Below are 14,299 nucleotides of genomic sequence, written 5' to 3'. Positions count from 1 at the left end.
CCCCGGTGATGACGGTGAGACGGTCGTGGGGAATCTCGAGCGAGATGTTCTTGAGGTTGTTCTGTCGGGCTCCTTCGATGAGGAGTCCCAGGGGGCGCGGCATCCGGGAAATCCTCCTGAGGTCGATATCTTACTGGAAGTGCTATGATGGCGCCACATGGCCAACCGCATTCAGGTGGCGGTGGTTGACGACGATCCTGAGGTCCGCTCCCTGCTCCACCGGGTGCTCGGCAAGAGCGGGTTCACCACCGCCGAGGCGACCTCCGGCGCCGAGGCGATGGCGCTGCTCGGTCGCCAGGCCTTCGACGTCGCGCTGGTCGACATCAAGCTGCCCGATGCCTCCGGACTCGACATTCTGCGCTGGGCGCGCGAGTCCGAGGTCGACTCCGAGTTCATCGTGCTGACCGGGAACGCCGACGTAGAGACCGCCGTGGAGGCGATGCGCCTGGGCGCCTACGACTTCGTCACCAAGCCGTGGCGCAACGCCGAGCTGGTCGAGATCATCGGCAAGGCCGCCGAGAAGAAGACGCTGCGCCGCGAGAACTCGGCCCTCAAAGAGGTGATGACCCGGCGTGACGGCATGCCCCAAGTCATCGGCCAGACGCCCGAGATGCAGGAGCTCGCCTCGATGATCGGGCGGGTGGCGGCCAGCGACAGCCCCGTGCTCGTCCAGGGCGAGAGTGGCACCGGCAAGGAATTGGTGGCCCGCACCATCCACCTCAAGAGCCGGCGGGCCGGACGGCCGTTCGTCTCGGTCAACTGCGGCGCGCTGCCGGACACACTGCTGGAGACGGAGCTGTTCGGCCACAAGCGCGGCGCGTTCACCGGCGCCGTCGCCTCCCGGGTGGGGCTGTTCGAGGCGGCCGACGGCGGAACGCTTTTCCTGGACGAGATCGGCGAGATGTCGCCGGCCATGCAGGTGCGGCTGCTGCGCGTGCTCGACTCGGGCGAAGTGCGCCGGGTCGGGGAGGAGCGCGCCTTCCATGTCGACGTGCGCATCGTGGCCGCCACCAACAAGGACCTCAGCCGCGAGGCCGCCGAGGGGCGGTTCCGCTGGGATCTCTTCTACCGCGTGAGCACGATCACGGTCCCGGTGCCGCCGCTGCGCCGCCGCCGGTCCGACATCCCGCTGCTGGTCCAGTACTTCGCCGCGCCGGGGGCCCGGGGCGGCAAGACGCTGCGGTTCTCGGCGGGAGCCATGGAGCGGCTCATGCAGTACGACTGGCCCGGCAACATCCGCGAGCTCCGCAATCTGATCGAGCGCCTGCTCATCCTCCACGAGGGGGACGAGGTGCAGGTGGGCGGCCTGCCGACGGAGCTGGCCTCGGCCCCGCGCGTGACCGCCGAGCCGGTCGACGCGACGCTCGTATCGCTCCAGGATATGGAGCGCCGTCACGTCGAGCGCGTGCTGCAGGCGACGGGCTGGAACAAGGCGCAGGCCGCCCGCGTGCTCGACGTCGACATCAAGACGCTGAACAAGAAGATCCGCGATTTCGGGCTGACCCGCTCCGCCTAAATTCGTCAGGGAGAAACTCCCGGCGCCAGGGACGTTCTCCTACCCGCGCGAACTTCACCCTTTCCCAATCCCTGTAATATCCTGCCGTTAGAGGGTCCGCGGCTGTGGCACCTGAGTTGCCTAAGACATCCGCATCATGGATGTGATCAGGCCGCGCCCGAAAGCCGCGATCGACATGCCGCAGCAGCCGCTCAAGTCCCGGGCTTCCGGGATCACGCTGTGGCGCCCGGAAATCCTCCTGGCCAAGACGATGACGCCCGGCGCCTGGCGCCCACGCGTCCTGATCGCCGAGCCGGCCCTCCGTCCCGAGGCCGTGAGGGCGCAGATCGAGGCGACGGGGTCGGCGCTGGCCTCGCTGGCCGAGGCGCGCCTGATCCTCACCTCCCGGGCCGCGGCGACGGAGGCCGGCGCGATGGAGGCGGACTCCGATCGCGGGCGCGTGGCAGCGATGATCGAGGCCTACCGGGTCAAGACGGCGCTCGACGACGTCTTGCGGGGGACGCTGCGCCAAGTGACTGCGCTCATGGAGGAACGGGGGCTCAGATGAACGGCATCCTGATCGACTCGAACGTCTACTATCTCCCCAGGCCGGAGTCGCCAGCGCCGGCGTCCGTCGAGCCCGAGTGGCCGACCCTCTGGAGCCGCCTACAGACCGCGTGGTGGCGCCTGCGACTGGCCGTCGCGGAGGTGCGAGGGATTCTCCGCCGCCCGCGCTACCGCCTGGCCCCCGGCGATTACGGGGCGCTCTTCGAGGACGCGGTGGAGCTGATCGTGCCGTCCCGGCCCCGCCGGGCTCGGCCGGCCCGGGTCATCGACTTCGAATCGGCGCGGCTCCGCCTGCGCCCGGTGCCGAGGGACTGAAGAGGGGCTGGCACTGAAGTGGCCGCCGCCACCACTCGCCCGCGGATTCTGCTCGTCGACGACGAGGCCGACGTGCAGGACGTCGTCGCCGAGCTGCTGACCGGGGTCGGCTACGACGTCGATGCCGTCGCCTCCGGCGAGGACGCCCTGGATGCGGTGGCGTGCTGCCCCTACGACCTGGTGATCTCGGATCTGCGCCTGCCCGGGTGCTCGGGCACGACGCTCAACGGGGAGATCGCCCGCCGGCATCCGAGGCTGGCCAATCGCATCATCCTCCTGACCGGCGAGCTGGACGACCCGGCCGGTTCGCTGCCGGTGATCCGCAAGCCGTTCAGCGTCGGCGACGTGCTGCACGTCGTGGCGGCGCACCTGGCCACCGCCTAGTGCCGTTCCAACTATTCGCGCCTAGGAAGGCACCGTGTACGTCGTTCGTGGACAGATTTAGTATCAACAAGTTGGAACGGCACTAGTCCCTCCGACCGCGGTCCGCATCGGTTGACAGCCGCCTTCCCTCGTGGCTACAATCCCGTCTGCTGTTTTTGAGAATCATTCCTAAAAAGACGATGAGGCCGATACGACCGCACGCCGCCGACGCTGCCGTCCGGACGCGGGACACTCTGCGCGCGCGGGGGCTGCGTCTGACCGAGCCCCGCCGGATCATCCTCGACGTGGTGCGAGCCACCGACGCCCACCCGTCGGCGGCCCTGGTGTATCGCCTCGTGCGGCGCCGGCTGCCGGGGGTGAGCCTGGCGACCGTCTACCGGAATCTGAGGGTGCTCGCCGCCCAGGGGCTGCTGACGGAGCGGCCCGATGTGGCGGGCATGCGGTTCGATGGCAAGACGGCGGCGCACGATCACTTCACGTGCGTGGTCTGCGGGCGCATCTACGACGTGCCGCCGCGGGCGGGCGGCGGGGTGCGCCGGGCTCTACGCTCGACCACGGGCTTCGAGGTGCTCGATCACCGCATCGAGTTCTACGGCCGCTGCGCCCGCTGTCGCGCGGGCGGCGGCTCATCCGGAAACCCATCACCGACAAGGAGGACATATGCCCGGCAAAGGCCTCAATGGGACTAAGAGCCTCGAGAACCTGAAGGAAGCGTTCGCCGGCGAGTCACAGGCGAACCGACGCTACCTCTACTTCGCGCGGGTCGCCGACATCGAAGGGTTCCCCGACATCGCGGGCCTCTTCAAGGACACCGCCGACGCGGAGACCGGCCACGCCTTCGGCCACCTCGACTTCCTCAGGCAGGTGGGCGACCCGGTCACCAGCGTGCCGTTCGGCAGGACCGAGCTGAATCTGAAGTCGGCCGTCGAGGGCGAGACCTACGAGTACACCCAGATGTATCCGGGCATGGCCAAGACCGCCCGCGAAGAGGGATTTCCCGAGGTGGCGGAATGGTTCGAGACCCTCGCCAAGGCGGAGAAGTCGCACGCGGGGCGTTTCAGCAAAGGGCTGAAGCAGGTCGCCGGCAAGGAGCCCGCGGAGGCGATCTGAAGCGTCCGGGCGCCGGGCGGCCCTCGTCGACCACGCCGGCGACCTCCCGCGCGCTGCGCTGTCCGCGCGGTGTTGACACGGTGCCCAGAAGCTACGGGTCTCCGAGGGCCGCCCGCCGCCCGCACGCGTCAGTCGCCTCTCGTTATTCAGCATGAGCAAGCTGGATATCCGGTCGGCGGAGTTCTGGGATCTTTCGAAGGTCGAGGGCGAGTTCCGGCGGGTCGCCGACATCTGCAACGGCTGCCGGCGGTGTCTGCCGCTCTGCCCGTCCTTCAAGGTCCTCTTCGACCGCCTGGACGTGGAGGCGGTGGACGGCGACGCCGAGAAGCTGCCGAAGCGTGACCTCAAGGAGGTCGTCGACCTCTGCTACCAGTGCAAGCTCTGCTTCAACCACTGTCCGTACACGCCGCCGCACCGCTGGGAGGTGGATTTCCCGCGGCTCATGCTCCGGGCCCGCGCCGCCGAGGCGCGCCGGAGCGGCGTCACCCGCCAGGACCGCATCCTGGGAAACACCGCCCTGGTGGGCAGGCTCGGCAGCCTGACGGCGCCGCTCAGCAACTGGATGGCCCAGTGGAGCGCCCACCGCGCTCTGCTGCAGGCCATCACGGGGATCCACAAGGCTCGCCGCCTCCCGCGCTTCCACCGCCGGACGTTCAGCCGCTGGTTCCGGTCCCGCCCCCCCGGGGGCGCCGGCGGGCGCGAGCTGAAGGTGGCGTTCTTCGCGACGTGCACCGTCGAATACCAGGACCCGGCGGTGGGACGCGCGGCGGTCCAGGTCCTCGAGCGCAACCGAGTCGACGTCAGCCTGCCCGACCAGCGCTGCTGCGGCATGCCCTATCTCGACGGCGGGGCGATGGATGAGGCACGCGCGCTCATCCGCGACAACGTGCGGACGCTCGCCGCCGCCGTGCGCGAGGGGCGCGAGATCGTCGTGCCGGGCCCGACCTGCAGCTACATGCTCAAGCAGGAGTACCCGTGGCTCGACGGCTCCGAGGAGGCGAAGCTCGTCGCGTCGCACACGCGCGACCTCTTCGAGTACCTGGCCCAGCTCGCCGCGGCCGGCCACCTGGACACCGGCTTCCAGCGGCCGGCCGGCCCGATCGCCTACCACGTGCCTTGCCACCTCCGGGCGCAGAACATGGGCACCAAGTCGGCGGACGTGCTGCGCCGGATCCCCGGCACCGAGGTGACGTGCATCGAGCGCTGCTCGGCGGTGGACGGGACGTGGGGGCTCAAGAAGGAGTACTACGAGCTGTCGCTCAAGCTCGCCCGGCCGCTCTTCGACGCCATCGCCGTTACCGGCGCCGCGACCTGCGCCACGGACTGCCCGCTGGCCGCGCTGCAGATCGCCGAGGGCACCGGCCGGACGCCGCGACACCCGATCCAGATCCTGGCCGCGGCCTACGGGATCGACGCGGAGCCATGAACCCGCTCACGGTCGCCGACATCCTCAATCTCCACGAGTACGAGAAGGTCCGCGAGGAGCACCGGCGGGCCATCATCGCGCTGAAGGCGGTGCGGCGCGTCCCGGTCGGTCGGTACCTCTCCTTCGTGTTCGAGAACCGGGAGACGGTCTCCTTCCAGATCCAGGAGATGTGCCGGACCGAGCGCATCGTCGACGAAGCCCGGATCGCCGAGGAGGTCGGGGTCTACAACGCACTGCTGCCGGGACCCGGGGACCTGGCTGCGACCATGATGATCGAGATCACCGAGCCGCCGCAGATCAAACCGATCCTCGACAGGCTGCTGGGCATCGACACCCGTGACTACGTGCGGATGGAGGTAGGCCCCCACACGATCGTGGGCGTCTTCGAGGCCGGGCACTCTGACGAGGAGCGCGGCAAGATCAGCGCGGTCCACTTCGTCCGCTTCCCGCTCCCGCCCGAGGCCCGGCGCATCTTCGGCCAGGCCCAGGTCGCGCTGGTGGTCGATCACCCCAAGGAGCGCGCGCGTACGGTCCTCTCCGAGGAGACCACGCGCAGCCTGGCCCGGGACCTCGAGTGAGGTCCGCCGGTGGGGTGGTCCTGCTGGCGGCGCTCGCCCTCGCGCTGGCCGCGGTCGGCTGCACGGAATCCGCGCCGAAGAACCCGCTGGCCCAGCGCGGGCGGCAGGTCTACCTCGCTCAGTGCACGCAGTGCCACGCGACCGATCCCGGGCAGGCCGGCCCCGTGGGACCATCCCTGAAGGGGGCCTCGCGCGAGCTGCTGGAGGCGAAGATCCTCAGGGGAAGCTACCCGGCCGGCTACCGGCCGAAACGCTCGACGTCGATCATGCCGCCGCAGCCGGCGGTCGCCTCGGACATCCCCGCCCTCGCCGAATACTTGAAAGACTAGTGCCGTTCCAACTATTCGCGCCTAGGAAGGCACCGTGTACGTCGTTCGTGGACAGGTTTAGTATCAACAAGTTGGAACGGCACTAGCAGCGCCGATGGCCCGGCGATGGTCACCGGGCCATCGGCGGTTCCTTGCGCGCGCGCCGCGCGCCTAGCGCATCATCGCCGCCAGCAGGAAGTACAGGATCGCGGTGAGGATGAAACCGCTCCAGAACGTGCCCTTCAGGGTACTGAGCATCTTCTTGCCGGCGCCGGTGGTCCCGACGAGGGCGTTCACCTCGGCGGCGGCGACGACGATGGCCAGCAGGATGAAGGCGCCGATCTTGGCCCCGCGCGTGGTCGGGTCGGCCATCGCGAGATGGGCGGCGGCGCCCATGAAGAAGAGCATCGGGATCGAGAGCAACGTGTTGGTCCGCGACGCGAACCCCGAGCGCTGGCCCCGGGCGGCAGCTTCGGCGATGGCCTGCCCGCCCTTGGCGACCTGCGTCGCGGAGGCGATGACCACCTTCTGGGCGGGCCAGATGATGAACCACACGTTGAACCACATCGCGGTGCCCAGGATACCGCCGAAGAAGATCTTCCACCCGTAAGCGCTCGCGAAGAACTCGCGCGCGCCGCCGTACTGGGCGAACATCTTGTGCAGGACGATCAACCACCCCGTGAGGAAGGTGAACATCGCGCCCCAGCGGAACCACCAGAGCGCGCGGCCGACGAGGCTGCCGGCGATCATGCCGGTCCGGACGGGCGCCTCCGCCGTGGCGAAGAACGGGGTCTGGACGAAGTTGAAGTAGTAAAGCATCCCGATCCAGGTGATTCCGGCGAGAAAGTGAAACCATCGGAGCAGGAACAGCCAGCCTTCTCCACTGAACAGCGCCATATCCGTGCCCCCCTAGCCGCGTGGTGGACTACTGGTCGTGGTGGTCTTCTTCCTCGTCCTTTCCCTCGTCCTCGATCTCCTCGTCGATCAGGGTTTCTTCGTCCTCCTCGAGCTCGTCTTCGTCATCGAGCTCATCGTCCTCGAAGTCTTCGTCGAACTCGTCCTCGTCGTCCAACTCGTCCTCCTCGAGCTCGTCGTCCTCCTCCTCTTCGTCCCCGTTCGGGTTCGGTTGATGGAGTTCGGCGGCGGAATCCCAGGAGTGTGTCCGGAACTGCATGTGAAGGTTCCTCCGAGCCGTGCCCGGCCTGCCTGTAGCTTGAGTCGCTACCGTTGGGATGCTCGAGCCCGGATTATAGCAAAACGTCTCACCTGTCCAGTCCATTTCGCCCGTAAACGGCGGCTACTTTCCGACGACGACCGCCTCGCCGCCAGCGGCGAGCGGCGTCGGCCGTGGAGGCGGTTCGGGGATGTTTTCGGGCGCGTCGGTCGGAGTTGCGGTACACTCACAACGCTGGTTGTTGCCCTGCTCACGGCGGTGTAGCTCAGCGGCAGAGCAGGGGTCTCATAAGCCCCGTGTCGGAGGTTCAATTCCTCCCACCGCCACCAACTTCCTTCGGGCGAAGAACGAAGGGGCCGGCCTGGGTGGCCGAGCCCCTCGTCGGAATTCCGGTGTTCAGCTGGACCTAGGAGGCTTGGGTCATTCGTTGCTGCTCCAGCCACCGGTCCAATTCACGTTCAGCCTCTTCACGGCTGTGGCCATACCGCTCCTGGATCTTCCCGATCAGCATCTCGACGTTGCCCTGGGCCTGCTCGACATCGTCATCGGTGAGCTTGCCCCACTGCGTGCGGACCTTTCCCTTGAGCTGCATCCATTGACCCTTGAGGGTGTCTCGGTTCACGGTTCACTCCTTTCCGGCGCCACGGTCTCGGGCGCGCCCCACTCACGCGGCTGGCGGTACACGCCCTCGCACCATGTGCACCACGACGAGCACAATGCCGACCACGAACAGGATCCAGGCGATCTGCCCCGCGACCTCGGCCACGCCGGCCACCCCGAGGGCACCGGCAATCAGGCCGACGATCAAGAACACGAGCGCGTAGTACAGCATGTGAGCCTCCTGGAAACACGATTGCGGCTCTGGTGGACGCTACGCTTGGAGCAGCAGGTAGCGTGCCAGGGCGAACGGGGTTGCGCCGGGGAGCCGTTCTCGCCGAGATTCGACCGCCAGGAAAGAGTTACACTGGGTGGCCTCGCCGCGGCTGACCGGCTCGCCCCGAGCGAGGCAGGCCCGGGCGCGGCTGGAGAGGACCTTGACGTCTCAAACCCTCTCGACATACGTTCGGCGCTGCCGGGAGCCCAGACCGGCGAAAAGGAGCCTGCAGATGCCACGAAGGACCCAGCAGGCCGGCCGGGTCGACTGAACATGGCCGTCGTACCCAAGAAAATTCTCATCGTCGATGACGACCCGGTGATCGTGGAGACCCTGACGGCGATCCTGCGGGACTCCTGGGAGACCTACATTGTGGACCGAGCCGCCAACGGCTCTGACGCGCTGGCGGCCATCGCCTCCGAGCGTCCGGATCTCGTTCTGCTCGACGTTGCCCTGCCGGACATCAACGGCTTGGAGGTTCTCCGGCGGGTCCGCTCGATTGATCCAAGCCTTCCCGTCATCATGATTACCGGGATGGCGGACCGCACCGCCTTCTCGGAGGCCATGAGAAGTGGCGCCTTCGGCTACATCCCCAAGCCGTTCGACATCCGGCAGATCGAGCCCGTCGTCGCCATGGCGCTGGAGAGATCACAGTCGACCGGTCGATGAGGACCAGGCGCGGCTCCGCCCCTTGAGCGACATGGCAGCCTCAGCGAAGCGGATCCTGATCGTCGATGACGAGCGAGAGGTGGCCGAGGCGCTGAGCGAGTATCTCGCCGTCCGGGGGTACGCGGTGGAGACCGCCGCCGACGGCCCCGAGGCGCTCGCCGCCGTGCGGCGGGCTCGACCCGATCTGGTCCTGCTCGCCAAGCCCTTTGCGTACGAGCAGCTCGGCCGGGTGGTGAGAGCGGCCATGTCGCGCCCCGGTGGGCCCCCTCCGTCTTGAGGAGCGCGCCGTCGATCTCTGCTACACTTTTCGTCCGTGAACAGCGCCCGGGGTGACACTCTGGTCCGGAACGGGCCGGTCGAGGCCGAGGCCCTGGGCGGGGCGGGCGTCAACGAGGGGGGCGAAATGAGCGACACCGCGGACATCGTCGTGCGCCACGACGGCCCCCTCGCCACGGTGGTGTTCAACCGGCCGAAGGTCCGCAACGCGATCAGCCTCGGCATGTGGGCCGAGATCGCGCGCGTGACAGACGGCATTGCCAAGGACGATTCCATCCGCGCCATCGTGTATCGCGGGGCGGGGATGGAGGCGTTCGCGTCCGGCGCCGACATCTCCGAGTTCGAGGAGCAGCGCAAGGACACCGAGTCGACGCTTCGCTACAACGCCCAGACCAGCGCCGCCTACGCGGCGATCCGCGGGTGCCCCCAGGCGACCGTGGCGATGATCCACGGCTTCTGCATGGGCGGCGGGATGGGCATCGCGATGGCGTGCGACCTGCGCTTCGCCGCCCAGGGGGCGAAGTTCGGCATTCCCGCGGCGCGCCTGAGCATCCTCTACGGGGCCGACGCCGTGCGCCAGCTGATCGACCTGGCGGGGCCGGCCTACGCCAAGGACATCCTCTACTCGGCCCGAACCGTGAGCGATCGTGAGGCCCTGGCGATGGGCTTGATCCAGCGGCTGCTGCCCGCGGCCGAGCTGGAGTCCTACACCTACGACTACCTGCGGCAGGTGGCGGACAACGCGCCGCTCTCGGTGCAGGGCGCGAAGATGACCGTGGAGGCGCATCTGGCCGGCATGACCGAAGTGCACCGCCAGCGGCTGCGCGAGCTGCAGCTGGAGGCGTTCGAGAGCGAGGACTACAGGGAGGGAACGCGGGCGTTCCTCGAAAAGCGCCCGCCCCGGTTCCAGGGCCGGTAGTGCGCTTCGCCTTCCTCACCTCCACCCCCTTGAGCCCGACCGAGGGGAGCGGGACCTTCGTCGCGCTCGCCGGGCTCGTCCGCGGGCTCGCCCGACTGGGCCACGACGTCGGCGTCCGCTCCCTCCGCCTGCGCACCCGCTTTCACACCCTGGACCGCTGGCTGTACAACGCCGCCGTGGCCCTGGCGCCGCCGGCCGCCGACGTGGTAGTCGGCGTGGACCTGGACGGGTTTCTCTGGGCGCGCCGGGCGCGGCGCGCCCCATTCGTGGTCGCCCTCAAGGGCGTGATCGCCGACGAGCTTAGGAACGAGCAAGGCTGGATCCGGGCGCTCCTCAGCGTCCAGGCACGGTGGGAGGGCGCCAATTGCCGCCGGGCCGATCGGGTCGTCGTCCCCAGCCGCTACTCGGCGGGCGTGGCCGCCGAGGCCTACGCCATCCCGCAGGAAAAGATCGCCGTCGTCCCCGAGCCGATCGACCTCGCCGAGTGGCGGGGACGCTTCGCTGAGTCCCGGCGCGGGCCGGTGACGCGCCCCACGGTGCTCGCGGTGGCGCGCATGTACCCGCGCAAGCGACTCTCCGATCTGCTCCAGGCGGCGGTCCTTCTCCGCGAGCGAATCCCGCGGGTCCAGGTGCGCATCGTAGGAGAAGGGCCGGAGTCCGCGCGGCTGCGCGACCTCCACGCGCGCCTGGGTTTAGGCGACGCCGTGATTTTTCTCGGCGAGATTTCGCGCGACGCCCTGGCCGTAGAATATATGGGAGCGCACTGCTTCTGCCTACCCAGCGTGCAGGAGGGGTTCGGTCTGGTCTTCGCGGAAGCCATGGCGGCGGGGCTCCCGGTGGTGGCGTGTCGCGCCGGGGCCGTGCCGGAGGTCGTCGCCGATCGCCGTACCGGGCTGCTGGTCAACCCGCGGAGCCCCGAGGAGCTGGCGATGGCGCTGGAGACGCTGCTGGCGAACGAGGGGTTGCGCAAGGATCTGGGCGAGGAGGGCAGGCGACGCGTGGAAGCGTTCGACCTGGTGCGCGTGGCGGCGCGCTTCGTGGGAGAACTCCCGCGATGAGTGGACCGGCCTACAGCACGCGGCGGTTCACGTTCTCGGCCGGCCACCGCTACTGGGTGGAGGGCTGGTCGGACGCGGAGAACGACCGCGTCTTCGGGCGGCTCACCGTGCCCCACGGCCACAACTACACCGCCGAGGTGACGATCCGGGGACCGATCGACGAGCGCACGGGGATGGTCATCGACCTCTCCGAGCTCAAGCGCATCGTCGGCGAGACGGTCGTCGAGCGCTTCGATCACGCCAACCTGAACGCCGACGCCTTGTTCCGCGGGCGCGTTCCCACCACCGAGAACCTCGCGGTGGCGATCTGGGAGCTGCTGGCGCCCAAGCTCGGGCCTGACCGGCTGTGGCGGGTGCGGGTGTGGGAGGATCCGACGCTGTACGTCGACTACTTCGGTGACTAGCCCGATGGAGCTGACGCGGGTCTATCACTTCAGCGCGGGCCACCGGCTGGAGAACCCGGCACTCGGTCGGGAGGAGAACGCGCGCCTGTACGGCCCCTGTGCGCGGGAACACGGCCACAACTACTACCTGGAGGTGACGGTGGCCGGCGCCCCGGACCCGACCACCGGGATGCTGGTCGACGTCGCAGGCTTGGACGAGGTCGTCGGGCGCGCGCTGGTCGAGCGCGTCGATCACCGGGCGCTCGAGGGCGTGCCCGAACTCGTCGACGTCATCACCACGGGGGAGAGCCTCGCGCGCGCCTTCTGGCGGATCCTGGCCGGAACGCTGGCGCCGGGAGCGCTCCGGCAGATCGCCGTCGTCGAAACTGCGAAGAACCGGTTCGAATACCGGGGCGAGGATCTATGAGCGAGTCCCCAGGTGCGATCGCGCGACTGGTCGAGCAGCTGCTGAAAGAGCTGGGGGAGGACGCCTTCCGGGAGGGGCTGGAGCGCACGCCCGACCGCGTGGAGAAGGCGCTGCGGTATCTGACGGGCGGCTACCGCATGAAGGTCGAGGACATCCTCAACGACGCGCTCTTCGTCGAGGAGTACGACGAGATGGTCGTCGTGAAGGACATCGACGTCTTCAGTTTGTGCGTGCCGAGCAAGCAGGTTGTGAATGCGGTCGACGGGGCGAAGCAGGCGCGCCGAGTGCGCCCAGGTGACCGCCTCTGGACGCTGCACCAGGGCTTCTTGAAGCTGACTATCGTCGCGAACGTGTCTTCGCACAAGACCCGGGACATCGTGGAGGTCAGGACCCAGCACGGGGCGATCCGCCTCACCCCCGACCACCCGGTCATGACGGAGTCGGGTTGGCGGGAGGCTCAGGATCTTAAGCCTGGGGCGCGTGTGGAATGGATCAACCCGAGATCCCTCTGCCGACGACCCATTCAACCGAAGCCCGGATACGCCGCAGGATACGTCCTGGGCGCCACCGCCGCGGATGGTAGCATCCAGGACGGGCGCCGGATCGCTCTCGTCGTGAAGAGTGAGCAGTTTGCCGAGAAGTACGCGGCAATGGTGGCCGAGGCGCTTCCGGGGCTGAAGCCTGCCATTGAGCGAGTAAAGGTCCCGTCCGGATTCCTCAAGACGCAACTTCCGATGTGTCGTGTGCGTACCGTGTCTCGCGCGATGGGCGAGAAGCTGTGCCGGTGGCTCGGAGTGCCTGAGAACGGGTCGCGGAGCAAGACGACGCGGTTCGAGTTCCCCAGGGTCGTGACGTCGTCCAGGGAGATGATGCAGGGGTTCTTGGACGGCTACTGCGACGGCGACGGGTACGCCATAAAGCAGGGGCGGTTCATCATCAGCGCAAACCTGGATTTTTTGGGCGCTCTTGGCCGGTACCTCCAGACGCCGGTCGCGAGGACCGGGACTGCCGATTGCGGGAAAATCTATGTTTCTGACCGGTGGGCTCAGGCCGGCTGGTACGGCAAGCACGGGTTCCGTCAACAGAGCAAGTTTTATGTTCCCATCGATAGCACCTACACAACGGTCCTCGACGTGCGGCGTCTGGCGCGGGCGAAGAAGCCCCATACCGTCTACAGTTTCAAGTGTGAGCCGTATCCCACCTTCCTGGTCGGCGGTCACCTCACGCACAACTGTGAGCACCACCTCCTCCCATTCTTCGGCAAGTGCCATGTGGCCTACATGCCGCGGAAGAAGATCGTGGGTCTGTCCAAGATCCCCCGGCTGGTGGAGATGTACGGCCGCCGGCTCCAGGTGCAGGAGCGGCTCACCACGCAGATCGCCACCACCCTCAACGAGGTGCTCCAGCCCCGGGGGGTCGCGGTGGTGATGGAGGCCGTCCATCTCTGCATGGTCATGCGAGGCGTGGAGAAGCAGAACTCCAAGGCCGTGACCTCAGCCATGCTGGGGGCGTTCCGCGACCGGCCGGAGACCCGGGCCGAATTCATGGAGCTGATCAAGGCCCGCGGCGGGCTTCAGATTTGAGCGCGCTGAGCGGGCAGGTGGCGATCGTCACCGGCGCCGGCCGGGGCATCGGCCGGGCGGTGGCGGGCGCGTTGGCCCGCGAGGGGGCCGCGGTGGCGCTGGCGGCGCGAACGCGGGCCGAGCTGGCGGCGGTGGCCGCCGAGATCCGGGAGGCCGGCGGCCGCGCGCTGGCCCTGCCAACCGACGTGACGCAGGACGCTGCCGTGGAGGCGCTCGTCGAGCAGACGCTGGGCGAGCTGGGACGGCTCGACATCCTGGTCACGGCCGCCGGCGTCGCCTCGTTCGGGCCGGTGGTGGGCGCCAAGCCGACGGATTGGGACCCGATGCTCGCCGTGAATCTGCGCGCGGTGATGGTGTGCTGCCGCGCGGCGCTGGCCCCGATGGTGCGCCAGCGCCGGGGGACGATCGTGAATATCGCCTCGGTGGCCGCCTCGCGGGCCATGCCGGGCGCGGCGGCCTACTCCGCCACCAAGGCCGGCGTGGTGGGCTTCAGCCGCGTCCTGGCCGAGGAGCTCCGGGGCGAAGGGGTGCGCGTGGGCGTGCTGCTGCCGGGTGCCGTGGCCACGCCGCTGTGGGACACGATTCCCAACGCGCCCGAGCGGAGCCGCATGCTGACCCCCGACGACGTGGCGCGCGCGGCGCTGCTGATGGTCACGCTCCCGCCCGGCGCCGCGCTGGAGGCGCTGACCCTGCTGCCGGCGGGTGGCATCCTGTGATACGATCGAGTTGGTCGTCGTTCGAAGCCACGATTGC

20 protein-coding genes, 1 tRNA gene and 2 pseudogenes are annotated in these 14,299 nt (G+C 68.6%); 19 read left to right on the top strand and 4 right to left on the bottom strand.

What is annotated here, in order from left to right:
• The first annotated feature begins 157 nt into the window (after nt 1-157).
• From VGV13_20900 to VGV13_20860, 9 genes are all read left to right on the top strand, one after another.
• Entirely contained in the window at nt 158-1,516 is a 1,359-nt protein-coding gene (locus VGV13_20900) for a sigma-54 dependent transcriptional regulator (GenBank protein HEV8643542.1), read from the top strand.
• 136 nt (nt 1,517-1,652) lie between these two features.
• The gene (locus VGV13_20895) at nt 1,653-2,063 is read left to right on the top strand and encodes a hypothetical protein (GenBank protein ID HEV8643541.1); all 411 of its coding nucleotides are present in this window, start codon (nt 1,653-1,655) and stop codon (nt 2,061-2,063) included.
• Nucleotides 2,060-2,377 (top strand): hypothetical protein, encoded by a 318-nt coding sequence (locus VGV13_20890; protein HEV8643540.1) that lies wholly within the window; start codon nt 2,060-2,062, stop codon nt 2,375-2,377. The genes VGV13_20895 and VGV13_20890 overlap by 4 nt, the downstream gene beginning before the upstream one ends.
• 18 nt (nt 2,378-2,395) lie before the next feature.
• Complete coding sequence (locus VGV13_20885) at nt 2,396-2,761, top strand: response regulator (GenBank protein HEV8643539.1); 366 nt, start codon at nt 2,396-2,398, stop codon at nt 2,759-2,761.
• 179 nt (nt 2,762-2,940) lie between these two features.
• Nucleotides 2,941-3,450 (top strand): transcriptional repressor, encoded by a 510-nt coding sequence (locus VGV13_20880; protein HEV8643538.1) that lies wholly within the window; start codon nt 2,941-2,943, stop codon nt 3,448-3,450.
• On the top strand, nt 3,422-3,871 hold the full coding sequence (locus VGV13_20875; protein ID HEV8643537.1) for a rubrerythrin family protein: 450 nt from the start codon (nt 3,422-3,424) through the stop codon (nt 3,869-3,871). Before VGV13_20880 ends, VGV13_20875 begins: the two co-directional genes overlap by 29 nt.
• A gap of 151 nt (nt 3,872-4,022) precedes the next feature.
• On the top strand, nt 4,023-5,297 hold the full coding sequence (locus tag VGV13_20870; protein HEV8643536.1) for an anaerobic glycerol-3-phosphate dehydrogenase subunit C: 1,275 nt from the start codon (nt 4,023-4,025) through the stop codon (nt 5,295-5,297).
• The gene (locus VGV13_20865; protein HEV8643535.1) at nt 5,294-5,875 is read left to right on the top strand and encodes a DUF3501 family protein; all 582 of its coding nucleotides are present in this window, start codon (nt 5,294-5,296) and stop codon (nt 5,873-5,875) included. Before VGV13_20870 ends, VGV13_20865 begins: the two co-directional genes overlap by 4 nt.
• Nucleotides 5,872-6,204: a cytochrome c gene (locus VGV13_20860; GenBank protein ID HEV8643534.1), complete on the top strand. Its 333-nt coding sequence runs from the start codon at nt 5,872-5,874 to the stop codon at nt 6,202-6,204. The genes VGV13_20865 and VGV13_20860 overlap by 4 nt, the downstream gene beginning before the upstream one ends.
• A gap of 150 nt (nt 6,205-6,354) precedes the next feature.
• Here VGV13_20860 and VGV13_20855 read toward each other — a convergent pair whose 3' ends face one another.
• Nucleotides 6,355-7,080 (bottom strand): urate hydroxylase PuuD, encoded by a 726-nt coding sequence (locus VGV13_20855; GenBank protein ID HEV8643533.1) that lies wholly within the window; start codon nt 7,078-7,080, stop codon nt 6,355-6,357.
• Nucleotides 7,081-7,108: 28 nt separating this feature from the next.
• On the bottom strand, nt 7,109-7,357 hold the full coding sequence (locus VGV13_20850; GenBank protein ID HEV8643532.1) for a hypothetical protein: 249 nt from the start codon (nt 7,355-7,357) through the stop codon (nt 7,109-7,111).
• 254 nt (nt 7,358-7,611) lie between these two features.
• Between VGV13_20850 and VGV13_20845 the strand changes: the two genes are divergently transcribed.
• Nucleotides 7,612-7,686: transfer RNA gene (locus tag VGV13_20845), tRNA-Met, on the top strand.
• A gap of 77 nt (nt 7,687-7,763) precedes the next feature.
• Here the strand turns inward: VGV13_20845 and VGV13_20840 are convergent.
• Nucleotides 7,764-7,979 (bottom strand): CsbD family protein, encoded by a 216-nt coding sequence (locus VGV13_20840; protein ID HEV8643531.1) that lies wholly within the window; start codon nt 7,977-7,979, stop codon nt 7,764-7,766.
• A gap of 42 nt (nt 7,980-8,021) precedes the next feature.
• On the bottom strand, nt 8,022-8,189 hold the full coding sequence (locus VGV13_20835; GenBank protein ID HEV8643530.1) for a DUF1328 family protein: 168 nt from the start codon (nt 8,187-8,189) through the stop codon (nt 8,022-8,024).
• Between VGV13_20835 and VGV13_20830 the strand changes: the two genes are divergently transcribed.
• The 9 genes and pseudogenes from VGV13_20830 to VGV13_20790 all read left to right on the top strand — a co-directional run bounded on the left by VGV13_20830 (nt 8,190) and on the right by VGV13_20790 (nt 14,262).
• Nucleotides 8,190-8,900: a response regulator gene (locus VGV13_20830; protein HEV8643529.1), complete on the top strand. Its 711-nt coding sequence runs from the start codon at nt 8,190-8,192 to the stop codon at nt 8,898-8,900.
• A gap of 31 nt (nt 8,901-8,931) precedes the next feature.
• Nucleotides 8,932-9,177, top strand: coding sequence for a response regulator (locus VGV13_20825; protein ID HEV8643528.1), 246 nt, complete (start codon nt 8,932-8,934; stop codon nt 9,175-9,177).
• A 126-nt stretch (nt 9,178-9,303) separates the two neighbouring features.
• Nucleotides 9,304-10,095 carry an enoyl-CoA hydratase gene (locus VGV13_20820; GenBank protein HEV8643527.1) on the top strand — a complete coding sequence of 264 codons (792 nt, stop codon included), beginning with the start codon at nt 9,304-9,306 and terminating at the stop codon, nt 10,093-10,095.
• Entirely contained in the window at nt 10,095-11,153 is a 1,059-nt protein-coding gene (locus tag VGV13_20815; GenBank protein HEV8643526.1) for a glycosyltransferase family 4 protein, read from the top strand. Before VGV13_20820 ends, VGV13_20815 begins: the two co-directional genes overlap by 1 nt.
• On the top strand, nt 11,150-11,557 hold the full coding sequence (locus tag VGV13_20810) for a 6-carboxytetrahydropterin synthase (GenBank protein ID HEV8643525.1): 408 nt from the start codon (nt 11,150-11,152) through the stop codon (nt 11,555-11,557). The genes VGV13_20815 and VGV13_20810 overlap by 4 nt, the downstream gene beginning before the upstream one ends.
• A gap of 4 nt (nt 11,558-11,561) precedes the next feature.
• The gene (locus tag VGV13_20805; protein ID HEV8643524.1) at nt 11,562-11,963 is read left to right on the top strand and encodes a 6-carboxytetrahydropterin synthase; all 402 of its coding nucleotides are present in this window, start codon (nt 11,562-11,564) and stop codon (nt 11,961-11,963) included.
• A pseudogene (locus VGV13_20800) lies at nt 11,960-12,181 on the top strand (GTP cyclohydrolase I). Before VGV13_20805 ends, VGV13_20800 begins: the two are co-directional and overlap by 4 nt.
• Nucleotides 12,182-13,195: 1,014 nt before the next feature.
• Nucleotides 13,196-13,546: pseudogene (folE, locus tag VGV13_20795) on the top strand (GTP cyclohydrolase I FolE).
• Between the two features lie 17 nt (nt 13,547-13,563).
• Nucleotides 13,564-14,262 (top strand): SDR family NAD(P)-dependent oxidoreductase, encoded by a 699-nt coding sequence (locus VGV13_20790; protein HEV8643523.1) that lies wholly within the window; start codon nt 13,564-13,566, stop codon nt 14,260-14,262.
• The last annotated feature ends 37 nt before the right edge of the window (nt 14,263-14,299 follow it).

It is taken from the genome of Candidatus Methylomirabilota bacterium, from assembly GCA_036001065.1.
Taxonomy (GTDB): domain Bacteria; phylum Methylomirabilota; class Methylomirabilia; order Rokubacteriales; family CSP1-6; genus MNEF01.
This window is presented reverse-complemented; position numbering and strand designations above follow the sequence as displayed.

What these genes read in the sequence shown, in the direction of transcription:
- VGV13_20900 (HEV8643542.1), top strand. Translation starts at nt 158, where the DNA reads ATGGCCAACCGCATTCAGGTGGCGGTGGTTGACGACGATCCTGAGGTC.
- VGV13_20895 (HEV8643541.1), top strand. Translation starts at nt 1,653, where the DNA reads ATGGATGTGATCAGGCCGCGCCCGAAAGCCGCGATCGACATGCCGCAG.
- VGV13_20890 (HEV8643540.1), top strand. Translation starts at nt 2,060, where the DNA reads ATGAACGGCATCCTGATCGACTCGAACGTCTACTATCTCCCCAGGCCG.
- VGV13_20880 (HEV8643538.1), top strand. Translation starts at nt 2,941, where the DNA reads ATGAGGCCGATACGACCGCACGCCGCCGACGCTGCCGTCCGGACGCGG.
- VGV13_20875 (HEV8643537.1), top strand. Translation starts at nt 3,422, where the DNA reads ATGCCCGGCAAAGGCCTCAATGGGACTAAGAGCCTCGAGAACCTGAAG.
- VGV13_20870 (HEV8643536.1), top strand. Translation starts at nt 4,023, where the DNA reads ATGAGCAAGCTGGATATCCGGTCGGCGGAGTTCTGGGATCTTTCGAAG.
- VGV13_20865 (HEV8643535.1), top strand. Translation starts at nt 5,294, where the DNA reads ATGAACCCGCTCACGGTCGCCGACATCCTCAATCTCCACGAGTACGAG.
- VGV13_20855 (HEV8643533.1), bottom strand. Translation starts at nt 7,080, where the DNA reads ATGGCGCTGTTCAGTGGAGAAGGCTGGCTGTTCCTGCTCCGATGGTTT.
- VGV13_20850 (HEV8643532.1), bottom strand. Translation starts at nt 7,357, where the DNA reads ATGCAGTTCCGGACACACTCCTGGGATTCCGCCGCCGAACTCCATCAA.
- VGV13_20835 (HEV8643530.1), bottom strand. Translation starts at nt 8,189, where the DNA reads ATGCTGTACTACGCGCTCGTGTTCTTGATCGTCGGCCTGATTGCCGGT.
- VGV13_20825 (HEV8643528.1), top strand. Translation starts at nt 8,932, where the DNA reads ATGGCAGCCTCAGCGAAGCGGATCCTGATCGTCGATGACGAGCGAGAG.
- VGV13_20820 (HEV8643527.1), top strand. Translation starts at nt 9,304, where the DNA reads ATGAGCGACACCGCGGACATCGTCGTGCGCCACGACGGCCCCCTCGCC.
- VGV13_20810 (HEV8643525.1), top strand. Translation starts at nt 11,150, where the DNA reads ATGAGTGGACCGGCCTACAGCACGCGGCGGTTCACGTTCTCGGCCGGC.
- VGV13_20805 (HEV8643524.1), top strand. Translation starts at nt 11,562, where the DNA reads ATGGAGCTGACGCGGGTCTATCACTTCAGCGCGGGCCACCGGCTGGAG.